This is a genomic window from Streptomyces zagrosensis (assembly GCF_014203645.1).
Taxonomy (GTDB): domain Bacteria; phylum Actinomycetota; class Actinomycetes; order Streptomycetales; family Streptomycetaceae; genus Streptomyces; species Streptomyces zagrosensis.
Genome location: NZ_JACHJL010000023.1, coordinates 101,569 through 122,604 on the forward strand (window position 1 = coordinate 101,569; position 21,036 = coordinate 122,604).

At 70.8% G+C, this 21,036-nt stretch carries 16 protein-coding genes and 1 pseudogene; 11 read left to right on the plus strand and 6 right to left on the minus strand.

The annotated features are described in order from the left end of the window. Positions 1-69: 69 nt before the first annotated feature. Positions 70-1,194 carry a DNA integrity scanning diadenylate cyclase DisA gene (disA, locus tag FHS42_RS31150; RefSeq protein ID WP_184578482.1) on the minus strand — a complete coding sequence of 375 codons (1,125 nt, stop codon included), beginning with the start codon at positions 1,192-1,194 and terminating at the stop codon, positions 70-72. Between the two features lie 101 nt (positions 1,195-1,295). Further along, complete coding sequence (gene radA, locus FHS42_RS31155) at positions 1,296-2,723, minus strand: DNA repair protein RadA (protein ID WP_184578485.1); 1,428 nt, start codon at positions 2,721-2,723, stop codon at positions 1,296-1,298. 315 nt (positions 2,724-3,038) lie between these two features. On the opposite strand from radA, the gene FHS42_RS36390 reads away from it, so the two are divergent. Then, a complete protein-coding gene (locus tag FHS42_RS36390) occupies positions 3,039-4,934 on the plus strand; it encodes a BACON domain-containing protein (protein ID WP_246495673.1) in 1,896 nt (631 codons plus the stop codon). 56 nt (positions 4,935-4,990) lie between these two features. On the opposite strand, the gene FHS42_RS31165 is transcribed toward FHS42_RS36390, so the two are convergent. Beyond that, the gene (locus FHS42_RS31165; protein ID WP_184578488.1) at positions 4,991-5,902 is read right to left on the minus strand and encodes a DUF3109 family protein; all 912 of its coding nucleotides are present in this window, start codon (positions 5,900-5,902) and stop codon (positions 4,991-4,993) included. A gap of 248 nt (positions 5,903-6,150) precedes the next feature. Here FHS42_RS31165 and FHS42_RS31170 point away from each other — a divergent pair, with 248 nt between their 5' ends. From FHS42_RS31170 to ilvD, 4 genes are all read left to right on the plus strand, one after another. Beyond that, entirely contained in the window at positions 6,151-7,113 is a 963-nt protein-coding gene (locus FHS42_RS31170) for a Ppx/GppA family phosphatase (RefSeq protein ID WP_184578490.1), read from the plus strand. Between the two features lie 183 nt (positions 7,114-7,296). Further along, complete coding sequence (locus FHS42_RS31175; protein ID WP_184578553.1) at positions 7,297-8,106, plus strand: sugar phosphate isomerase/epimerase family protein; 810 nt, start codon at positions 7,297-7,299, stop codon at positions 8,104-8,106. Then, positions 8,103-8,783, plus strand: a complete 681-nt coding sequence (locus FHS42_RS31180) for a TetR/AcrR family transcriptional regulator (protein ID WP_184578493.1) — start codon at positions 8,103-8,105, stop codon at positions 8,781-8,783. The genes FHS42_RS31175 and FHS42_RS31180 overlap by 4 nt, the downstream gene beginning before the upstream one ends. Before the next feature lie 293 nt (positions 8,784-9,076). Then, the gene (ilvD, locus tag FHS42_RS31185) at positions 9,077-10,945 is read left to right on the plus strand and encodes a dihydroxy-acid dehydratase (RefSeq protein WP_184578497.1); all 1,869 of its coding nucleotides are present in this window, start codon (positions 9,077-9,079) and stop codon (positions 10,943-10,945) included. 27 nt (positions 10,946-10,972) lie between these two features. Here the strand turns inward: ilvD and FHS42_RS31190 are convergent, their stop codons facing one another. Further along, positions 10,973-13,795: a serine/threonine-protein kinase gene (locus FHS42_RS31190; protein ID WP_184578500.1), complete on the minus strand. Its 2,823-nt coding sequence runs from the start codon at positions 13,793-13,795 to the stop codon at positions 10,973-10,975. Between the two features lie 305 nt (positions 13,796-14,100). On the opposite strand from FHS42_RS31190, the gene FHS42_RS31195 reads away from it, so the two are divergent. Both FHS42_RS31195 and FHS42_RS31200 read left to right on the plus strand, forming a co-directional pair. Beyond that, a complete protein-coding gene (locus FHS42_RS31195; RefSeq protein WP_246495674.1) occupies positions 14,101-14,355 on the plus strand; it encodes an SH3 domain-containing protein in 255 nt (84 codons plus the stop codon). A 246-nt stretch (positions 14,356-14,601) separates the two neighbouring features. Next, on the plus strand, positions 14,602-15,192 hold the full coding sequence (locus FHS42_RS31200; RefSeq protein WP_184578503.1) for a hypothetical protein: 591 nt from the start codon (positions 14,602-14,604) through the stop codon (positions 15,190-15,192). Positions 15,193-15,324: 132 nt separating this feature from the next. On the opposite strand, the gene FHS42_RS31205 is transcribed toward FHS42_RS31200, so the two are convergent. Then, positions 15,325-15,885 carry a nuclear transport factor 2 family protein gene (locus FHS42_RS31205; protein WP_184578506.1) on the minus strand — a complete coding sequence of 187 codons (561 nt, stop codon included), beginning with the start codon at positions 15,883-15,885 and terminating at the stop codon, positions 15,325-15,327. Between the two features lie 279 nt (positions 15,886-16,164). Between FHS42_RS31205 and FHS42_RS31210 the strand changes: the two genes are divergently transcribed. The 4 genes from FHS42_RS31210 to proC all read left to right on the plus strand — a co-directional run bounded on the left by FHS42_RS31210 (position 16,165) and on the right by proC (position 20,377). After that, complete coding sequence (locus tag FHS42_RS31210) at positions 16,165-16,578, plus strand: ArsR/SmtB family transcription factor (protein WP_184578509.1); 414 nt, start codon at positions 16,165-16,167, stop codon at positions 16,576-16,578. 67 nt (positions 16,579-16,645) lie between these two features. Continuing rightward, positions 16,646-16,936 carry a hypothetical protein gene (locus FHS42_RS31215; RefSeq protein ID WP_184578512.1) on the plus strand — a complete coding sequence of 97 codons (291 nt, stop codon included), beginning with the start codon at positions 16,646-16,648 and terminating at the stop codon, positions 16,934-16,936. Between the two features lie 339 nt (positions 16,937-17,275). Beyond that, positions 17,276-19,414, plus strand: a complete 2,139-nt coding sequence (locus tag FHS42_RS31220; protein ID WP_184578515.1) for an MMPL family transporter — start codon at positions 17,276-17,278, stop codon at positions 19,412-19,414. A 156-nt stretch (positions 19,415-19,570) separates the two neighbouring features. After that, positions 19,571-20,377 (plus strand): pyrroline-5-carboxylate reductase, encoded by an 807-nt coding sequence (proC, locus tag FHS42_RS31225; RefSeq protein ID WP_184578559.1) that lies wholly within the window; start codon positions 19,571-19,573, stop codon positions 20,375-20,377. A gap of 38 nt (positions 20,378-20,415) precedes the next feature. Here the strand turns inward: proC and FHS42_RS31230 are convergent. Next, a pseudogene (locus FHS42_RS31230) lies at positions 20,416-20,646 on the minus strand (tryptophan--tRNA ligase); the annotation flags it as partial. Positions 20,647-21,036: the final 390 nt, after the last annotated feature.

Here is a 21,036-nt window from a genome sequence, read left to right on the forward strand (position 1 = left end):
GCGGCCCGGCAGCCCCCGCAGCCTTCGAAGCTAGCCCCCCGCGATAACGCGGAGCGGCCCAGCGGCGAGCTACACGTACCGCTCCAGGATGGACGATTCCGCCAGTCGCGACAGGCCCTCGCGGACCGAGCGGGCGCGGGCCTCACCGACGCCATCGACCATTTGGAGGTCATCCACGCTGGCGGCGAGCAGCTTCTGTAGGCCGCCGAAGTGCTCCACCAGGCGTTCGATGATCGCGCCTGGTAGCCGCGGGACCTTGGCCAGGAGGCGGTAACCGCGGGGTGAGACCGCCGAGTCGAGGGTCTCGGGCGAACCGCTGTACCCCAGGGCGCGGGCAACGACCGGCAGTTCGAGGAGTTCGGGGTGGGTGAGCGCGTCCAGTTCGGCGAGCGCGTCGGCGACCGTACGGGAGCGCTTGGCGGTTGGCTCGGGCACGTAGTCGCGTACGACCAGCTCACGTTCCGGTTCGACGCCGGCGATCAGCTCGTCGAGCTGGAGGGAGAGCAGCCGTCCATCGGTGCCCAGCTCCACCACGTACTCGGCGATCTCGGTGGCGATGCGGCGGACCATCTCCAGCCGCTGGGCGACCGCCGTCACGTCCCGGACCGTCACCAGGTCCTCGATCTCCAGTGCGGAGAGCGTGCCAGCGACCTCGTCCAAGCGGAGCTTGTACCGCTCCAAGGTGGCCAGCGCCTGGTTGGCCCGCGAGAGGATCGCCGCGGAGTCTTCGAGCACTCGGCGCTGGCCGTCCACGTACAGCGCGACCAGTTGCATGGACTGGCTGACCGAGACCACGGGAAAGCCCGCCTGGATGGAGACCCGCTGCGCCGTGCGGTGCCGGGTGCCGGTCTCCTCGGTGGGGATCGATGCGTCGGGCACGAGTTGGACGCCCGCTCGCACGATCTTGGTGATGTCCTTGTCGAGGATCAACGCGCCGTCCAACTTGCACAGCTCGCGCAGTCGGGTCGCGGAGAACTCGACATCGAGCACGAAGCCGCCGCTGCACATTGACTCGACGGTCTTGTCGATGCCCAGGACGATGAGTCCGCCGGTGTTGCCGCGGAGAATGCGCTCAAGGCCGTCCCGCAGCGCCGTGCCTGGCGCCACCGCGCTCAGGGAGGCGCGCATCAGACGATCGGAACCGGAGCTTCCACCGGCCCTGCCGGGAGCTGTCGCCCGGTCGTTGGCTGCCACTGCACTCCTCCGTCGCCAGATCTGGTCGGTGCCGCAGGCCGCCCTGCCGGATGTACGTCGATTGGGTACGTACGGGCGTGCGGGCGAGACCAGGGCAAAGTCTACCGGCGGTCGGACGACTCGCGGGGGGCCTGGGGCGCCTCTTGCCGTGGTCGCTTAGGCAAAGCGCGCAACGCTTCCCCGATGTCGGCCACCTCAAGCACCCGCATACCGGGCGGAATCTTCCCCGGATCGCTGGGCACCAGGGCGTGGGTAAAGCCCAATCTGGCCGCCTCGGAGAGTCGGCGCTGCACTCCGGTCACCCGCCTGACCTCGCCTGCGAGGCCCACCTCGCCGATCGCGACCAGGTTCATCGGCAGTGGCGTATCAGTGGCGGCGCTGGCCAGAGCGAGGGCGATGGCCAGGTCGGCCGCGGGCTCGGTGAGTTTCACGCCGCCGACCGTCGCGCTGTAAATGTCGCGCTTGCCGAGGGCGTTGATGCGACCGCGCTGTTCGAGCACCGCCAGCATCATCGACACGCGGGAGGTCTCCAGGCCGGAGGTGGTGCGGCGGGGCGAGGGAATTTGGGTGTCCACGGTGAGCGCCTGCACCTCGGCCACCAGCGGGCGGCGACCCTCCAAAGTGACGGTCAGACAGGTGCCGGGCACGGGCTCGGCACGGCGGGTGAGGAACAGGCCCGAGGGGTCGGTCAGCCCGGTGATGCCCTCGTCGTGCAACTCGAAGCAGCCGACCTCATCGGTGGCCCCGTACCGATTTTTGATGCCCCGTACCAATCGCAGCCGCGCGTGTCGGTCGCCCTCGAAGCTCAGGACCACGTCCACCAGATGCTCAAGGAGCCGGGGACCAGCGATGCTGCCGTCCTTGGTCACATGGCCGACCAGGACCGTTGCCAACCCCCGCTCCTTGGACGCGCGAATCAGGGCGCCCGCAACCTCACGTACCTGCGCTACGCCGCCGGGCGCGCCGTCGATCTCCGGCGACGCCACGGTCTGTACCGAGTCCAAGACGAGGAGGGAGGGCTTGACCGTGTCGAGATGGCCAAGGACCGCCGCGAGGTCGGTCTCGGCAGCGAGGTAGAGATGTTCGGAGAGCGCGCCGATCCGGTCGGCCCGCAGCCTGACCTGGCTCGCGGACTCCTCAGCGGTGATGTAGAGCGTGCGGTGCTCTTCGGACGCGGCCTTCGCTGCGACGTCGAGCAGCAGCGTGGACTTGCCGACGCCCGGCTCTCCTGCGAGCAGCACGACCGCGCCGGGCACCAGACCGCCACCGAGCACCCGGTCCAGCTCAGCGACGCCGGTGCCGCGGACCGTGGCCTGGCGGCTGTCCACCTGGCCGATGGGCACCGCGGCGGAGGTGACCCGGCCGGGCGCCGTCGTCCGCACCGCGGGGGCGGCGCCGAACTCCGCGATGGTCCCCCACGCATGACACTCCGGGCAGCGGCCGAGCCACTTGACCGTTGTCCAGCCGCACTCACTACAGCGGTAGGAGGGGCGGTCCTTGGCGGACGATCGCGAGCTACGGGTGGCCATGCGCTTCACCGTAACGGTGCGCACTGACATCGTCGGTCGGAGGGTGGGCGGCAGCGGGGTGCGGGAGCTGAGGCGGGGAGCGGTCGCGGGCTGCTGACGGGATGGAACGGGGCGCGACGGGATGCGACGGGGTGCGACGGGGTGCGACGCGGTGCAGCTGGGGGGAAGAGCCAGACGCATATGTCAAGGTCAGGCCCTAGGAATCACGCTAGGTAAGAATTCTGTCCCCTTTCGAGGGAGATGGTCACCCGTACGAGTTAAAGGTGGCCGTGGCAGGTGGGTGACCCGGTGTGATCCCCCTACCGTCGCCAGGTGATGAGCAGCAGGCCCGAGCACCCCATGCATCCCACCGGCGCACACCGCGCACAACGACGCGGCGCGCACGCTCCCCGTACCGTTGCCGAGCGCCCTCCCGCATGCTACGAGCCCTATTTGGACGGCTTGTTCACGTACTGCCTGTCCGTGCTGTGCGACCACGACGCCGCGACCGCCGCCCTCGGCGATGCGCTCGTGGTCGCGGAGCGCCGGCGGCAGCGTGGACGGGCCACCGGGTTCACGGCCAAGGACAGCGGTCCGTGCGACGCCGAACCCGAACCGGCCGCGCCGGCGCACCCCGCGATCCTGACGCCCGAGGAAGCCCTGATGGCAGAGTTGCCGGGGCTGCCGGGGCTGCCGGGGCTGCTGGGGACGCCGGGGACGCCGGAGAGGTCCACGCCGCACCGGCGAACCGGGTCGGCCGGGCACACCAAGCGCTCCGGCACCAACGACTCCGGACTGCGCCGCCCTTGGCTGTACGCGCTGGCCCGCTGGGCCTGTCTGTGCAGGCTCACCGAACTGCGAGCGGAGCACGCGGGCACGTCCCGTGGCCGGTCCGCCCGCCCCACGCACACTCCGCACGTCTCCACCGCTCCCGCCCAGCGCCGCCGCGACCTGGTCGCGCTCGCCTGGCCGGAGGCCGCGGGCACCACCCCCGAGCAGCGCGAGGCGCTGGAGCTCGCGGTGCGCCATCAACTCTCACCGCACGAGGTCGCGGCCGTCGTCGGGCTCGACCCGGACGACACCAGGGCACTGCTCGCCAGCGCAGCCTGCGAGGTGGAGCGCACGCGCGCCGCGCTCGCCGTCGTGGAACTCGGCCGCTGCCCCACCGTCTCCCGGTTGGCCGGCGACGCGCAGGTGCTGCTGTCCGCGGCGCTGCGGCGTGAGCTCGTACGCCATGTCGATGACTGTGGTCAGTGCCGCAGGACCGCGGAGCGGGCCACGGCGGGCGGGCCCTGGCCGGGCACGGCCGCGGCCCCCGCCGCGCTGCCGATCCTGGAGGCGCCGCGCGCCGCGGTGTACGCCGCGGTGCAGTGCGGGTTGCGTGCCAGGCCGGCGCGGTCCGCGGCCCCCGGGCCGCGCTTCGACCGGCGCGGCTTCCCGATCGACCCGAAGGACCGCGCCGCTCGGCGCAGTCGGCTCCGCAGCCGCGCGGTCACCACGACGGTCGTCGCAACCGTGGTGGCCGCACCGGTGCTCGCGCTGTGGGCCGCCTACCGCGGTGCCCCGCCGACCGGCGAGAGCCAGGCGGGCACCGGCGGGGTGTCCGCACCCGAGCGGGACGACCTAGGCGGCCAGCCGTACGAGAAGGCCGGCAACGCCCACGGGGAGAACCACCCCGATGGGAAGGCGGGCCGGAGCTCATCCGACGTGTCGATCGATGCGGACGGCTCCAACGGCGAGCGGCCTGGCAAGCGGGACCAGTCGGGCAAGGTGCCTGCGGCGAGCCCGTCCGGCGCGCCAGGCACCGGTACTGACCAGCGTCCGCCGGAGCCCGGCACAGGGCGACCCGAGCCAGGCCCCGGGCGGCTCACGGTCTCGGCCCAGCCGAGCGGTGAGACGACCCTGATCACGCTCACCGCATCGGGCGGCGCCCCGGTGCGCTGGTCGGCGACGGCTCAGGTGGCGTGGCTGCGGCTGAGCCAGACGGCCGGCGAGTTGCACCCGGGCGAGTCGGTGACGCTCACGGTGTCCGTTGACCATGACCTGGAGCCGGCAGGGCCCTGGGTGGCCCGGGTCTCGGTGGCGCCGACCGGTTCGGTGGTCATCATCGAGGGCGAAGGCAAGCCCGGTGGCACGGACCCGACCCCCATCCCGACCGACCCCACGCCAACCCCCACCCCCACCGAGCCGACCCCGGACCCGAACCCGCCGAGCACCGCGCCCGCGCCATAGGAGGCCGTACGTAGCCGAGCCGCGGCCGGGGCGGTCAGCTCGCGTTCGGTTCGCGGTCAGCCCGCGGTCGTGCCAGTCGAAGGCGTGCCCGTTGCAGGGGCAGGGGCCGGGGCCGGGGTGGGGGTGGGGTCGGCCGGGTGGGGGGCCAGGGGGAGCAGGGAGGCCAGCCGTGCCTCGCACAGCTCGACCAGCGTGGCGTAGGCCGCCTCGCCCATCAGCTCGGTGAGTTCGGGTCGGTACGACTCGTACACCGGCTTGCCCGCGCCGTGTGCCGAGGTCGCTGACGTGCACCACCAGTGCAGGTCATGGCCGCCGGGGCCCCAGCCGCGACGGTCGTACTCGCCGATCGACACGACCAGCACCCGGGTGTCATCGGGCCGGTCCACCCAGTCGTACGTCCGCCGGATGGGGAGCTGCCAGCACACGTCCGGCTTGGTCTCCAGCGGCTCGCGGCCCTCACGCAGCGCCAGGATGTGCAACGAACAGCCCGCGCCACCCGCAAAGCCGGGGCGGTTTTGGAAGATGCACGAGCCCTCGTAGCGGCGGGTCTGGCGCTCCCCGTCGTCATCGGTCTGCACCCAGCCGGTGCGCGTGCCGACGTCGTGGAACTGCCACACCTCCGGGGTGAGCCGCGCGGCGTTCTCGGCGACTCGCTTCTCGTCGTCCTCGTCGGAGAAGTGGGCGCCGAGCGTGCAGCAGCCATCGTCGGCCCGGCCGGCCTCGATGCCCTGGCAGCCCTGGCCGAAGATGCAGGTCCAGCGGGAGGTCAGCCAGGTCAGATCGCAGCGGAAGACCTGCTCGTCGTCGGCCGGATCGGCAAACTCCACCCAGCCCCGCGGGAAGTCGAGGCCCACCTCGTCCGAGGGCCGCTCCAAGGCGGCCACGGCTCCCGTCTTCGACTTCTTCAGCGACTTCTTCGACCCCTGCTTTGGCGCTTTGTCCTGCTTCGCCTTGTTCGTCTTTGCCACTACTCCAGCGTATGCGCCAGGACGTCCCGCACCGACCGCCCGGTGTCACTCTGGTCACTCTGACCATCTTCAGCACCTCATGTCACACGCGTACGCCCGTATGTCCGTACTTCCGTATGCCCCGCTGTTCGGATGTCCGTCCACCTAGGCGTCCGTGGAACCCTCGCTCGCAGCCCTGCACCCGTGTCGTCGCCGCATCGTGACCAGCCACTGATCGGCTGGTTTGTTATGCGCAGTAGCGTTCTGGCATGAGACTCGGTGTCCTGGATGTGGGTTCGAACACGGTGCATCTCCTGGTGGTGGACGCTCACCCCGGTGCGCGCCCGCTGCCCGCGCACTCCCACAAGGCGGAGCTGCGACTGGCCGAATTGCTCGACGCGAACGGCGCGATAGACACCGACGGCATCGACCGGCTGATCGGTGTCATCAGGGATGCGCTGCAAGCGGCCGAGGACAAGGGCTGCGAGGACGTATTGTCCTTCGCGACCTCCGCCGTGCGCGAGGCGTCCAACGTCGACGAGGTGCTGGCCCGGGTCGCCGCCGAGACCGGCGTGCGGCTCGCGGTACTGACCGGCGACGAGGAGGCCCGGCTGACCTTCCTCGCGGTGCGCCGCTGGTTCGGCTGGTCGGCGGGGCGGTTGCTGGTGCTCGACATCGGCGGCGGATCGCTGGAGATCGCGTACGGCCTGGACGAGGAGCCCGATGCGGCGGTATCGCTGCCGCTCGGGGCGGGGCGACTCACCGGCGGTTGGCTGCCGGGCGACCCGCCGGGCTCGGACGACGTACGGGCGCTGCGGCGGCATGTGCGCGCGCAGATCGCGCGCGTCGTTGGTGACTTCAGTCGCCTGGGCGCGCCGGACCACGTGGTGGCCACCTCCAAGACGTTCAAGCAGCTCGCGCGGCTGGCGGGCGCGGCGCGCTCGACCGATGGGCTGTACGTGCAGCGCGCGCTGAGCCGCACGGCGCTGGCGGAGTGGGTGCCCAAGCTCGTCGGGATGCCCACGGCCGAGCGCGCGGAGCTACCCGGCGTTTCGCTCGGCCGCGCGGGACAGCTTGTGGCCGGTGCGCTGGTGGCTGAGGCGGCGATGGAGCTGTTCGACGTGGAGGAGCTGGAGATCTGCCCCTGGGCCCTGCGCGAGGGTGTCATCCTGCGGCGGCTGGACCACCTGCCGGCGGAGCAGGCTGCGGTGGGTCAGCTTTCGACGGGTTGACGGGTTGACGGGGCGGGTGGGGCGAGCAGGGCAGTGGGGCGGCGGGACTCCTGCGGCGCGTCGCCCAGGGGCCTCCAGTGCGGTTACTTCCGAGGCCGGGTGATCCGTTCCTCGGCCGGGCAGCCTGCTGTCAGGGCGGCGACACGCCGTACCCTGTCCCTCGTGACAGAGCCAGAGCCAGTGGTGCGCATTCCGGCTGCGAAGGTTGCCCTGTCCACGGCCTCCGTCTACCCGGAGTCAACGGCGACGGCCTTCGACATCGCGGCACGCCTTGGGTACGACGGCGTAGAGGTCATGGTGTGGACGGACCCGGTCAGCCAGGACATCGACGCGCTGCGCAGACTCTCCGACTACCACCAGGTGCCCATCCTGGCCGTGCACGCACCGTGTCTCCTGATCACCCAGCGCGTATGGTCCACCGACCCCTGGATCAAGCTCAAGCGTGCCCGGTCCGCGGCCGAGCGGCTCGGTGCCTCCACCGTGGTGGTGCATCCGCCGTTTCGCTGGCAGCGCTCGTACGCCCGTGACTTCGTCAGCGGCATCTGGCGGATGGCGGACGAGACGGACGTGCAGTTCGCCGTCGAAAACATGTACCCGTGGCGCTATCGGGACCGCGAGATGCTCGCGTACGCCCCGGACTGGGACGTCACCAAGGACGACTACCGGCACTTCACGGTCGATCTCTCGCACACCGCCACCGCCCGCACCGACGCGCTGGAGATGGTGGACCGCATGGGCGACCGGCTGGCCCATATCCACCTCGCCGATGGCGCGGGCTCGGGCAAGGACGAGCACCTGGTGCCGGGCCGCGGCACCCAGCCGTGTGGCGCGCTCCTGGAGCAGCTCGCCGGCAAGGGGTTCGCCGGCCATGTGGTCGTTGAGGTCAACACGCGGCGCGCGATGTCGGTCGCCGAGCGCGAGGCCGACCTCGCCGAGGCGCTGGCCTTCACCCGGCTGCACCTGGCCTCGCCGTCCCGGGTGGCCGGGTCATGAGCGACGACGTGGCCCAGGTGGGGCAGCCACGCAGGCGCGGGCGTCCGGCCCGGTCGGCGGCCGGCGCCGAGCCGGCAGCGCGCGACCGCATCCTGACGGCGGCGCGCAGCGAGTTCGCCGAGCGCGGCTACGACAAGGCGTCCATCCGCGGCATCGCCAAGGGCGCGGGCGTGGACCCGGCGCTCGTGCACCACTACTTCGGCACCAAGGAACAGGTGTTCGCCGCCGCCATCGAACTGGCCTTCGGGCCCACGTTCCAGGTTCCGGAGCTGATCCCCGCGGGCCCGCCCGAGCAGCAGGGGGAGCGGCTGGCCCGCTTCTTCTTCGGCGTCTGGGAGAACCCGGTGCAGCGCGAGCCGCTGCTGGCGATCGTGCGGTCGGCCGTGGGCAACGAGGCGGCTGCGGCCGTCTTCCGCGATCTGATCTCCAGCAAGCTGATGGTTCGGATCGCCGCCGAGCTCAACGTCCCCGACCCGCAACTCCGCTCGGAACTGGCCGCTGCCCAACTCGTGGGGATCGCGCTGCTGCGGTACGTGATCAAAATGAAGCCGCTGGCGGACGTCGATCCGGAGTATGTGATCGCGCTCGTCTCACCGGGTGTCCAACGGCTCCTGACCGGCGACGCACCGGCGGGCGACGCACCGGCGGGCGGCACGCCGGGCCACGCGAGTAGCTGAGCGGGGCTAGCGAAGCGCCGCGCACGAGTTGGCACTCGCGCGATGTGCGCGGGAGCGTGGGAGTGGCATGGCAGGCATGGGCCTGGCGTGGCCTCGTCCGCCATCGGGTCCGGATTCCGGGCGCCTGTCTCACATCGCGGAAACGCTGTCCGGATCTTGGAGCCGGCGCGTAGGCTCGTACGACACCGTACGCATGCACCGCCGTACGCACCGCTGTACGCGCCACCGCACATCCGTACGCGTCACCGCATGCACCGCCGTACGCGTCACCGCATCACCAGGGAGTGAGCATCGTGCCCGAGCTGAGGTCCCGCACCGTCACCCATGGCCGCAATATGGCGGGTGCCCGCGCCCTGATGCGCGCCTCCGGGGTAGCGAGCGAGGACATCGGCAAGCCGATCGTCGCGGTCGCCAACTCCTTCACCGAGTTCGTGCCAGGTCACACCCACCTCCAGCCGGTCGGCCGGATCGTGAGCGAGGCGATCAAGGCGGCAGGCGCGGTGCCGCGCGAGTTCAACACCATCGCCGTGGACGACGGCATCGCCATGGGCCACGGCGGCATGCTGTACAGCCTGCCATCGCGCGACCTGATCGCCGACTCCGTCGAGTACATGGTGGAAGCCCACTGCGCCGACGCCCTGATCTGCATCTCGAACTGCGACAAGATCACCCCGGGCATGCTGATGGCAGCGCTGCGGCTGAACATCCCCACCGTCTTCGTCTCCGGCGGCCCGATGGAGGCCGGCCGGGCCACCCTGGTGGACGGCACGGTCCGCAAGCTCGACCTGATCAACGCGATCAGTGACGCGGTCAACGACAGCGTCTCGGACGAGGACATCCTCCGTATCGAGGAGAACGCCTGCCCGACCTGCGGCTCGTGTTCCGGCATGTTCACCGCCAACTCGATGAACTGCCTGACCGAAGCCATCGGCCTCTCGCTGCCGGGCAACGGCTCGGTGCTCGCCACGCACACGGCCCGCAAGGAGCTGTACGAGCGGGCCGGCGCCACCGTCGTCGAGATCACCCAGCGCTACTACTACGACGACGACGCCAGCGTGCTGCCGCGCAACATCGCCACCCACGCTGCCTTCGAGAACGCCATGGCCCTCGATATCGCCATGGGCGGCTCGACCAACACGATCCTGCACCTGCTGGCCGCGGCACAGGAGGCCGAGGCCGGGTACGACCTGGCTGACATCGACGCCGTGTCGCGCCGCGTGCCCTGCCTGGCCAAGGTCGCCCCGAACGTCGCGCCGCAGGGCACGTACTACATGGAGGACGTGCACCGCGCGGGCGGCATCCCGGCCATCCTCGGCGAGCTGTACCGCGCGGGGCTGCTCAACGAGGACGTGCACACCGTCCACGCCGCCGGCATCAAGGAGTGGCTGGAGGCCTGGGACATCCGCAGCGGCTCCACGGCCGAAGAGGCTTTGGACCTGTGGTACGCGGCTCCCGGTTGTAAGCGCTCCGCCGAGGCGTTCTCGCAGTCCGAGCGCTGGGACTCGCTGGACACCGACGCCGCCGGCGGCTGCATCCGCGATGCCGCACACGCCTACTCCCAGGACGGCGGCCTCGCGGTGCTGCGCGGCAACCTGGCCGAGAACGGTTGCGTCGTGAAGACCGCGGGCGTCGATGAGTCGATCTGGACCTTCGAGGGGCCTGCCGTCGTCTGCGAGTCGCAAGAGGAGGCCGTCGAGAAGATCCTCAACAAGGGGATCACGGCGGGCGACGTCGTCGTCATCCGGTACGAGGGCCCCAAGGGCGGCCCCGGCATGCAGGAAATGCTGTACCCGACGTCCTTCCTCAAGGGCCGGGGCCTGGGCAAGACCTGTGCCCTGGTCACCGATGGCCGGTTCTCCGGCGGCACCTCGGGCCTGTCCATCGGGCACGCCTCGCCCGAGGCGGCCTCCGGCGGCACCATCGCGCTGGTCGAGAACGGCGACCTGATCCGTATCGACATCCCGGGCCGCACCATCGAACTCCAGGTGTCCGACGAAGAGTTGGCGGCCCGCCGCGTAGCACTGCTTGACCGGCTCGGCACGTACCGCCCGGTCGCCCGCGAACGCAAGGTCTCCCAGGCGCTGCTCGCGTACGCGGCGATGGCGACCAGCGCGGACAAGGGCGCGGTGCGAGACGTCAGCAAGCTCAGCGCACTGGGCTGAGCCCCAGCAGGCCAAAGAACCCCGCGGTCACCAGCGGGACGGGACCCGGTCGTCCACCGCGAAGACCGTGCCGTCCGGCGCCGCGGCGAAAACCTTGCCCTCCGCAGCCACCGGCGCGGGCAGCCGGTCCAGATAGCCGTTCGTGGCCCGCCCCGGGCGCGGCGGCGTCTGGCCCAGCAACTCGCCGCCCATCGCATCCACCGCCAACAGTCGCCCATCGGCGGACGAGAAGAACAGTCGATCCCCGGACGCGGTCAGCGGCGACGCATTGCCGACCGAGGTCTCAAGGCGCCACAACTGCGCCTTCGCCGCGCCACCACCCCGCCGGGCATCCATGGCGACCAGCCCGCCGTCGTAACCGAGCAGGTAAACCACCTCATCGCTGACCGCCACGCTCGACACGTGCAGCGGCGTCGTCAGCGGCGCCCGACGCTCCTGGCGGCGTGCCGGGTCGTACCGTACGACCGCCGTGGTCTGCGACTCCAGATCGCTTTCCACCAACCGCACCACCCCGTCCGCCCCGGCGCCCACCGGCGTGAGGTTGCCCGTCAACGAGCGCTTCCACCGCACGTCGCCGCTGACCGGATCGAGCGCGCTGAGCAGCGTGTGCGAGCCGTCCGGCGCGGTGCTGACGGCGTAGGCGAGGTCCCCGGCGCCGAACGCGACGAAGGTGGGTAGCTCGTGCCCGTCGATCCGTTGGCTCCAGCGCGGCTTGTCGGTGGCGGCGTTGACCGACGTCACGGTGCCATCGGCGGCGACGAGCAGAACGCAGTCACCCGCGTGGTAGACCCGACCGCCGTACGCGGACACCTCGCGTGTCCACCGCTGCCGCTTGGTGCCGGGATCGATGGCACTGAGCCGCTTTCCGTCCGGCGAAAGCGTCTGCACCAGGCCTGCCGCGAACACCGGCGCCGATGGCACGCTTTCCGTACCTTCCCCGGTGCTTTTCTCGCCGGCTTCCTCGGTGCTTATTTCCTGGCCTTTTCCACGGCCTTTCTCGCGACTTTCCTCGCCGTTTTTCTCGCGGCTTCTTTCGCCGCTTTCCTCGGTGGTGAGGTCGCCTCCTTCGGCGGTGCCGTCACCGCTCTCGACCACTCCCTCGCTGGCGCCCTCGCCCGACGTCCACAGCACCCGCCCGCGGCTCGGCTCGATCCTGACCGCCGCGATGCCCTGCTGCGCGCAGTACAGGGCGCCCTTTCCGTACGCGCAAAACGACATCTGCGCCCCGCTGCCCGGCGCCCCCTGCGGCGCCGGCAGCCCCGCCCCGTCGCGCAGGTTCATCCGCCATGGCCGCCACGTGTGGCCTGCGGCGGTGCGCCGGTCGGGGTCGGCATCCGAGCCGAAGCCATCGATTTGCCGCCACGTCCACACCGTGCCCGTCCCGAGCACGATCGCGGCCACGACGACCGCGGCCAGCCACCGGCCCCGGCGGCCGGGCCCCCTCTCGGGTGACAGCGTGCCCTGGTGCTCCTGGTGCTCCCTACGACCGGGCTTGGCCATCCGGCCCCGGCGCAGGCGCCCCAGGCGGGGGGTCCGGAGCGCGCGGCGCGCCCCGCCCGGCCGCCGCCGATGACCAGGCGGCGCGTCATCGCCCGACGCCGCGGGGCGTTCCGGCGCGGGGGAGGCGATGGGCGGGTAGCGCCTGACATGTGTTGCGGCATCCTCAGTATTCGCAGCGTCCCCGGCGTCCCCGGCGTCCCCGGCATCCCCAGTATTCGCGGCGTCCCCAGCATCCGGGTGCGCCGCCGCAACGCCCTGTGCGCAGTCGCCGCGGGCCCCGTCCACCGCACTTCCATCTCCGTACCCCGCCGCGTACCCGTCCTCGTACGCGCGCTCCTCCCACGCCCGCTCGTGCGGCGGCGGGCTCAGCGGCGGGCCCAGCCACGGGCTCAGCGGTCCGCTCGGCGCGGCGTCCCAGTCGGCGAGCAGCGCGTCCGCGCCCGCCGCTGCGATATCGCGCTCAAGGGATGTGGGCGCCCGTTGGAAGGGGACCCGGGGCGTGGACAGCGGGACGAACGGGCCGCGCCCGCCCGCACGTAGGGCCGACATGAGCCCGTCCGGGGTGGGGCGGTCCGCCGGGTTCTTGGCCAGGCAGCTTCGGATCAGCGGCAGCAAATCCTCGGACACGCCGTCGAGGTCGGCCTCGTCGTGTACGACCTGGTAGGCCACGATGTACGGGCTGTCCGAGGTGAAGGGACCGCGCCCGGTCGCCGCGTGCACCAGGACCGATCCGAGGGTGAACACATCGGCGGCGGGCCCTACTTCGCGCGGACGCTGGAACTGCTCGGGCGCCATGAACGGCGGCGTGCCGATCAACTTCCCCGTCTCGGTGCGCAGGTCGCTGTCGGCCGGCCGCGAGATGCCGAAGTCGATGACGCGGGGCCCATCGGCGGCCAGCAACACATTGCTCGGCTTGAGGTCGCGGTGGACGACCCCGGCTCGATGGATATCGCGCAGCGCCTCGGCGAGGCCGGCCGCGAGCCGGCGCACCTCATCCGGCGCCAGCGGACCATTCCGCTTCACGTGCTCGGCGAGCGTGGGCCCGGGAATGTACAGCGTGGCCATCCACGGCCGCTCGCCATAGGGGTCGGCGTCCACCACTGGCGCCGTAAACGCACCGCTCACCCGACGCGCCGCCGCGACCTCCTGCCGAAAGCGTGCCCGAAACTCCGGATCGGTGGCGAATTCGGCATGTACGACCTTTACCGCAAGCCGCATTCCGGCGGGCGATCTGGCCAAATGGACCACGCCCATTCCACCGGCGCCAAGACGTCCCTCAAGCCGGTACTGGCCGGCATACTGCGGTCCTTCCGCTTCCGGGCCTGTCCCCGCGCTACGCAGCGGCGGCATTCCCCCCACCCCCGTGAATTCGGCCGCACATGCGGCTCACGGAGCCTAGTCGATGGCCCGTGCGCGACTGTTGAGGCTTGCTAGCCTGCGCATGTCTACGTACAAAACGCTCAACGGGGGAAAGCCTTATGGCCATGGAAGAAATCGGCGAAATGACGGCGGGAACGGGCGCGGCGGTGGCCGATACGGATGTCACGGCGGCACCCGGCCTGACCGCGGCCGATGCCGCGGTAACCAGCGCCACCGATACGGCAGTTGTGGATGTCGAGGCTGAGGATTCCGGCGTGGTGGGGACCGCAGCCGCGATGGCCGACGTCACCTACCCGGTGGCACCCGGCTACCGGGTCAACGTCCGCAGCGGCCCGTCCACCTCCAGCTCGCTGGTGAAGGTGCTGGCGTACAACGTGCGCGTCCGCATCCGCTGCCAGCGCCGCGGCCAAAGCGTCGCGGGCCCGTACGGCACATCGGACATCTGGGACAGCATCGCGCCGGGTCAGTACATTGCAGACGCGTACGTGAAGACCGGCAGCGACGGCTTCGTGGCCGCTCCCTGCGGCTGAGCCAGCCCCGGCCCACATCGGCCACCGGCCCTGGCCCACACCTGCCGCCGGCCACCGGCCAGTAGCTGTTTACGCGCCCGGGTTACGTGTCTGAGTTACGCGCCCGGGTCACGCGCCCGGGTCTTGTGTCTGAGTTTCGTGTCTGGGTTACGCGTCCGGGTGCTGACCCGCTGCGTGCAGGGGCAGCAGCGGGTCAGCACGAGGCGGCCGAGTGACCGAACCCGAGCACCCGGGATAATCGACGGCATGAGCGATGAGCAGCAGCCAGGCGCGGACGGACCCGGCCCAGAGGCAGACGTCGCGGCGGGCGCCGACGCGGGGCCAGCGCCGAAGCCGATCCGGTTCTTCGGCACCACCTGGGTGCACCACGACGGCGGCTACACGCTGCGCCGTATCGGATTTTCGCTCGGCACCTTGCTGGCCGCGGCGGCCGGTGCGCTCTTCCTGTTCTTCGCCTACCAGGGCGTGGCCATCGCCGAGGTCGGCGAGCTGGTCAACATCATGGTCGTCGTGGCGCTTGCCCTCTGTAGCGCGATGGCCTTCGGCCGCACCATGGAAGAACTCGGCGGCAGCGCCGACCGCCGGCGCGGCGGCCGGGGAGGCAGGGGCAGGGGCGACCAGGCCGAGGACGCCGCTGCCGAGAAGTCGATGCGCAGCATCCGACTCATCGGCTTCGTTGGCGTACTGCTCGCCTACTTCTGCCGCAGTCTCTTCGAGGCCCCGCGCGAGAAGCGGTACCGGGCGGAGTACGAGGAGGCCAAGGCCCGACACGAGCGGCGGCGCGCGACGCGTACGGGAAATCCGGCGGCAAAGCGGAAGAAGCGCAAGCGGGACTGAGCGGGACTGAGCGGCGCTGAGCGTGCAGTTCGGGCTGTTCGGGCAGGGGGCGTCCCTGCGCCAAGCCGGGCTCGGCCGCATCTGGCCGCCGGGCCCTGGTTTCGGCGGGGGCGCCACCTCGTGGGAGCTGACTCAGTCGCGGGTGCAGGCCGCGGCGATGGCCAGGCTGTCCTCGCAGATGTGGTGCCGGGTGATCTCGCCACCCTCGACGGTGAGCCGCAGCGCGAACGGCGACCGGAAGGTCTTCCCCGTGGCCCGCACGGTGCCGTGCAGCTGGCCGGTGAGTACCGCATCAGCCCCCTCGACAACGATGACGTCGATGCTCGCGCCGCCCTCGCCCGCCACGGTGTGCTCGGCCAACTCGACCCAATGCCCCTCCACATCGGCCCGCGTGGAACGCGGCCGAATCCACGGCACGGCCGGGTTGGGGGCGATCTGCCAGTCCACCTGTTCGGCGTAGACGGCGGCGATCTCCCGCGGACCCTGCTCCGGGTCGGCCACTCGCCGCAGATACTCCGTGACGACGGCCCGCGTCTGCTCGGTGCTCGCGGCTGTGGTGGCGGCTGTGCTTGCGACTGTGGTGGCGGCTGTGGTGGTTGTGGCGGCGGTAGCAGCCCCCGCGTGGGCGGACGCCGTGGAACTGTTCGTGTGGCCCGTGGTCGTGACGTTGCTGGTGGCGTCTGTGGTGGTCATGCAGTTGAGCTTGCCTCGGGGCCTGGCGTCCGTCGATTACCCGCGAGGTAAAGGTGCCGGGCCAGGCCGTCAGGTGAGTCAGGTGAGTCAGGTGAGTCCGGCGGCGCCGGGCAAGCGCCCTGCCGGATGCCGGCGGGTGCGAGGAGAGCGGTGCAATCGGGGATAACCCTGAGACGACCCCCAGGTGCCCTCAGTAGTCCCCGACATGTGTCAGTTTTCTTTGACAGGTGTTCGCATGGGATGTCAGCGTAGAAACCATCACAGCAAGAGAGGTTCGAGATGGGCTCGGTCCCCGCCCCGACCGGAGATGACCTGCTGAAAGTCCTGGCCGCGCTCGGCAATCCGCATCGCATGCGCATCGTGGCGGCGCTCACCGAGGGCCGGAATTATGTCAGCCGACTCGCCCGGGACATCGGCATCAGCCGCCCGCTGCTGCACATGCACCTTCAGCGGTTGGAGGCGGCGGGTCTGGTCGTCGGCTCGTTGGAGCTGTCCGATGACGGAAAGGCGATGAAGTTCTTCGAGGTGGCACCGTTCGCCCACAGCTTGACTCCCGAGATCATCGCGGCGGCTTCGGCGACATTGACCGACTCCGGCGCGGCGTCCGACCCGGCAGCGGAGCGCGCCACCCCGGGGAAGCGGCAACCGGCCCCCGAACCCACCCCCGCGCAACCGCCCAACCCGAGTCCGTGAAACGTGTGCAACGTATGAAACCCGTGAAACCCGTGAAACCCGTGAAACCCGTGAAAGAGGAAACGCAGTGAACGAGGAGATGGTGACACTCGCCGGGGACGACGCGGCCGGCCAGTGGGTAGGAGCGGTGGGTGCGGGCGGGACCTTTCTCCTGCTCATCGTGATTGTTTGGCAGATAGCGGTTACCTGGCGGTCACGCATGCTGGCTGCCCGTGAGGAGCAGTACAAGCAACTGGCTCTGAAATACGCACAGTTGCTGGAGGACAACACCGAACTGCACCGCCGCACCCTCGACGAGCTGAGCCAGGCCCGCTTGTCGCTCGACTCGATGGAGAAGATGATGCGCGAGGTCGAGTAACCAGCCTGCCCCACACCACGGTCAGCCCCGGCAGTGCGGTACGCACCGCAGCCGCCTCTCATCCGCGCCCCGCCCCCGCTGCCACCTCGGCGGCCATCCGCGCGTCCGCTCGCCCAGCACGCCAGCCGCTCGAGTCGCCCTTCCGCGGGTGCGGCGCCTTCCCGTGGGCCCTCCCGAGCGAGCGCCCGAGCGCCGACCCGCGCGAACACCCTTCGGCGTACTTTGCGCCGCCCCCCGACACGTACGGCCGAGAGCTGCAACTCCCGGCCGTACGCACGCACGGAGCGACGTCCCGCGAGCCCATCGCACAACTCACTCCCGCCCCAAAGGAGATCACCCATGCCCAGCTGGAGCAAGCGGCTCCCCGCCCTGCCCGGCGGTCGCCGCTCGAAGTGGGTCTTTCTCGTGACCTGGCTCATTTTGGTGGTCGCCCTTGGTCCGCTCGCCGGCAAGCTTGGCGATGTCGAGGACAGCGGCCCGAACGCCTTCCTGCCGAGCGGCGCCGAATCGGCGCGCGTCAACACCGAATTAGAGAAGTTCCGCGCCGACGAACTCACCGCAGCGGTCGCCGTCTACAGCCGCGGCGGCGGCCTCAGCGCCGCCGACACTGCGAAGGCGGAGGCGGACCGCGAACGGTTCGCGGCGATCGCGGCCGAGGGCGAGCAGCTGGCCCCGGCCGAGCGGTCCGACGACGGCGCGGCCCTGCTGATCACCATCCCGCTGGCGGATGGCGACGACCTCAAGGACGACATCGCGAAGGTACGCAACATCGCCGACGCGAATGCCCCGCCGGGGCTCGACACGGCGGTCGGCGGCCCGGCCGGTTCCGTCATCGACTCGGTCGAGGTCTTCGACTCCCTCGACACCACCCTCATGCTGATCACCGGCGCGGTCGTCGCCGCCCTGCTGCTGATCACCTACCGCAGCCCGATCCTGTGGCTGTTCCCGCTGCTCGCGGTGGCCTTCGGGGCGGTCCTCACCCAGGCCACCACCTATCTCCTCGCCCAGCACGCTGGGCTGCCGGTGGACCCGCAGAGCGCGGGCATCTTGATGGTGCTCGTCTTCGGCGTCGGCACGGACTACGCGCTGCTGCTCATCGCCCGCTACCGCGAGGAGCTCCACCAGCACCAGGACCGACACCGCGCCATGGGCATCGCCCTGCGCCGCTGCGGCCCCGCCATCCTCGCGTCGGCCGGCACCATCGCCATCGGCCTGGCCTGCCTGGCCTTCGCCGACATCAACTCCTCGCGCTCGCTCGGCCTGGTTGGCGCGGTGGGCGTCGGCTGTGCCTTCATCGCCATGGTCACGGTGCTGCCTGCCCTGCTGGTGATCGCCGGCCGCTGGGTCTTCTGGCCGTTCATCCCGCGCTTCGGCACCGCGCCGCACACCGGGCGCACCCCGTGGGCCAGGATCGGCGCCGCCGTGGCCCGCCGCCCGCGCCGGTCATGGCTGATGTCGCTCGGCATCACCGGCGTCCTCGCGGTGAGCGGGCTCGGCATCACCATGGGCCTGGACCAGTCGGAGATGTTCCAGGACAAGCCCGAATCGGTCGTCGCCCAAGAACGCGTCTCCGCGCACTACCCCTCCGGCGCCTCCGACCCCGCTGATCTGGTCACGCGCGCCGCCGGCGACACGGTGCAGCGTGTCAACGACGCGCTGGCCGAGGTGCCCGGCGTGGCCCGGGTGGGCGCTGTGCACGACACGGTACGGACCGAAGGAAGCGAGCTCGCCACCTTCTCCGTGGTGCTGAAGGCCGCCCCGGACAGCGCGGCGGCCAAGGACACGATCGACGCGTTACGCGACGCTGTGCACGCGGTCGAAGGCGCAGACGCGCTGGTCGGCGGCACCACCGCCCAGAGACTTGACACCCAGCGCGCCGCCGGCCGCGACCTGACGACGGTCATCCCGATCGTGCTGCTGGTCGTCCTCGGCGTGCTGTGTTGGCTACTGCGCTCGCTGGTGGCCCCGCTGCTGCTGCTCGCGACGGTGGTCGTCTCCTACCTCGCGGCGCTCGGCACATCGCACCTGCTCTTCACCTACGTACTGGACTTCGCCGCCATGGACTGGTCCACGCCACTGATGGGCTTCGTATTTCTGGTCGCACTCGGCATCGATTACAACGTCTTCCTCATGACCCGGGTACGCGAGGAGACCGTGCGCCTCGGTCACACGCGCGGCATCCTCGCGGGCCTCACCAGCACCGGCGGCGTGATCACCTCGGCGGGCATCGTGCTGGCGGCGACCTTCGCGGTCTTCGCCGTGCTGCCGCTGGTCACGCTGGCGCAGCTCGGTGTCCTGGTCGGCGTCGGCGTCCTCCTCGACACCTTCTTGGTCCGTACGGTCCTGGTCCCGGCCCTCGCCCTGGACATCGGTCCCACGGTGTGGTGGCCAGGCGCCCTGAGCCGCGGCGCGGAGCACGCACCGCCCGTCGAACCCACCGCAGCCGCACCCTCCAGCACCACCCCGCTGACGGGATGACAGAAGTCCTCACGGCACGACCCCACGCCGCTCACCCTCACCCGCCCCACCTGCACCCACCACCTGCACTCCGATGCGAGGATGCCGACAACGGCGTGGGCAACTCCGTACAGCCCTGAACCGCTCCGTACAGCATTGGATGAGGTGAGCGACACCATGGCGCACAAGGTCGCCGTGCTCGGCACGGGCAAGATCGGCGAGGCGCTGCTCAGCGGCATGATCCGCGGCGGCTGGGCCCCCGCGGATCTGCTGGTCACGGCCCGCCGCCCAGAACGCGCCGAGGAACTACGCACCCGCCACGGCGTGGCGGCGGTCAGCAACGCGGAAGCCGCCAAGACCGCCGACACCCTCATCCTCACCGTCAAGCCCCAGGACATGGACAGCCTGCTCCGCGAACTGGCTGCGCACCTCCCCGCCGACCGGCTGGTCATCTCGGGCGCGGCCGGCATCCCGACCGCATTCTTCGAGGACCGGCTCGCGGCCGGAACCCCGGTCGTACGCGTCATGACGAACACCCCGGCCCTGGTGGACGAGGCCATGTCCGTCATCTCCGCAGGCAGCCACGCAACCGAGGCGCACCTGGCCCACGCGGAAGAGATCTTCAACGGCGTCGGCAAGACCCTCCGCGTCCCCGAGTCCCAGCAGGATGCGGCCACCGCCCTGTCCGGCTCGGGCCCGGCGTACTTCTACTTCCTCGTAGAGGCCATGACCGACGCGGGCATCCTGCTCGGCCTGCCCCGCGACAAGGCGCACGACCTCATCGTGCAGGCGGCGATCGGTGCGGCGGTGATGCTCCGCGACAGCGGCGAGCACCCGGTCAAGCTCCGCGAGAACGTCACCTCGCCGGCGGGCACCACCATCAACGCCATCCGCGAACTGGAGAAGCACGGCGTACGCGCCGCACTGATCGCCGCCCTCGAAGCGGCCCGCGACCGCAGCCGCGAACTCGCCTCGGGCACCTAACCACTCGTCCAGCACGCCCCGAGCCCGCCCCTCGCGCACACGGTGCACAGGCTGGGATCGAGCCCGGCCGCGAGCAGCAACGTGGCAGCCTGCCGACTGAGCCGCCGCACCCGCGCCGGGTCGTGCTCGACGGTGAGCGCATGCAGATCGACCACACAGAACAGTGCGTCGGCCCCATGCTGCTCCTCGTCGGCCCACCGCCGTACGGCCCCCAGGTAGTTCCCGAGCGTCAGATGCCCGGTCGGCTTCACCCCGCTGAAGATCCGCACCCGGCGCGCAGCCTGCCCCCCAGCGGCCGGGGCGAGAAGCGAGGCTTCAGAAACGCAAGACGGCCGCCGGAAGCGGCGGCCGTTGGTTGCGCGGTACGCACAGGTCTGGGCCGCCGTCAGGCAGCCCACCACTGGGTATGTACGCGCGTCGTCACGACACCGACGCTACGCCCCGAACGAGGTCACCACCATGAGTTTGGAGCACGCCAAAGCGTCATGTAGTGTTCTTCGGGTTGCCACGCAGTCCACAAGGACAACGAGGCACTGCACTCGCGCCGCACCGGCGGCACACCACTACTGCGCGGCCCTTGATCGGGATGTATTTCGGCATGCCGGAATGCGAATCGAAAGCTTCGATTATGAAGCTCCGGGGAAATCCGCTAACGTAGT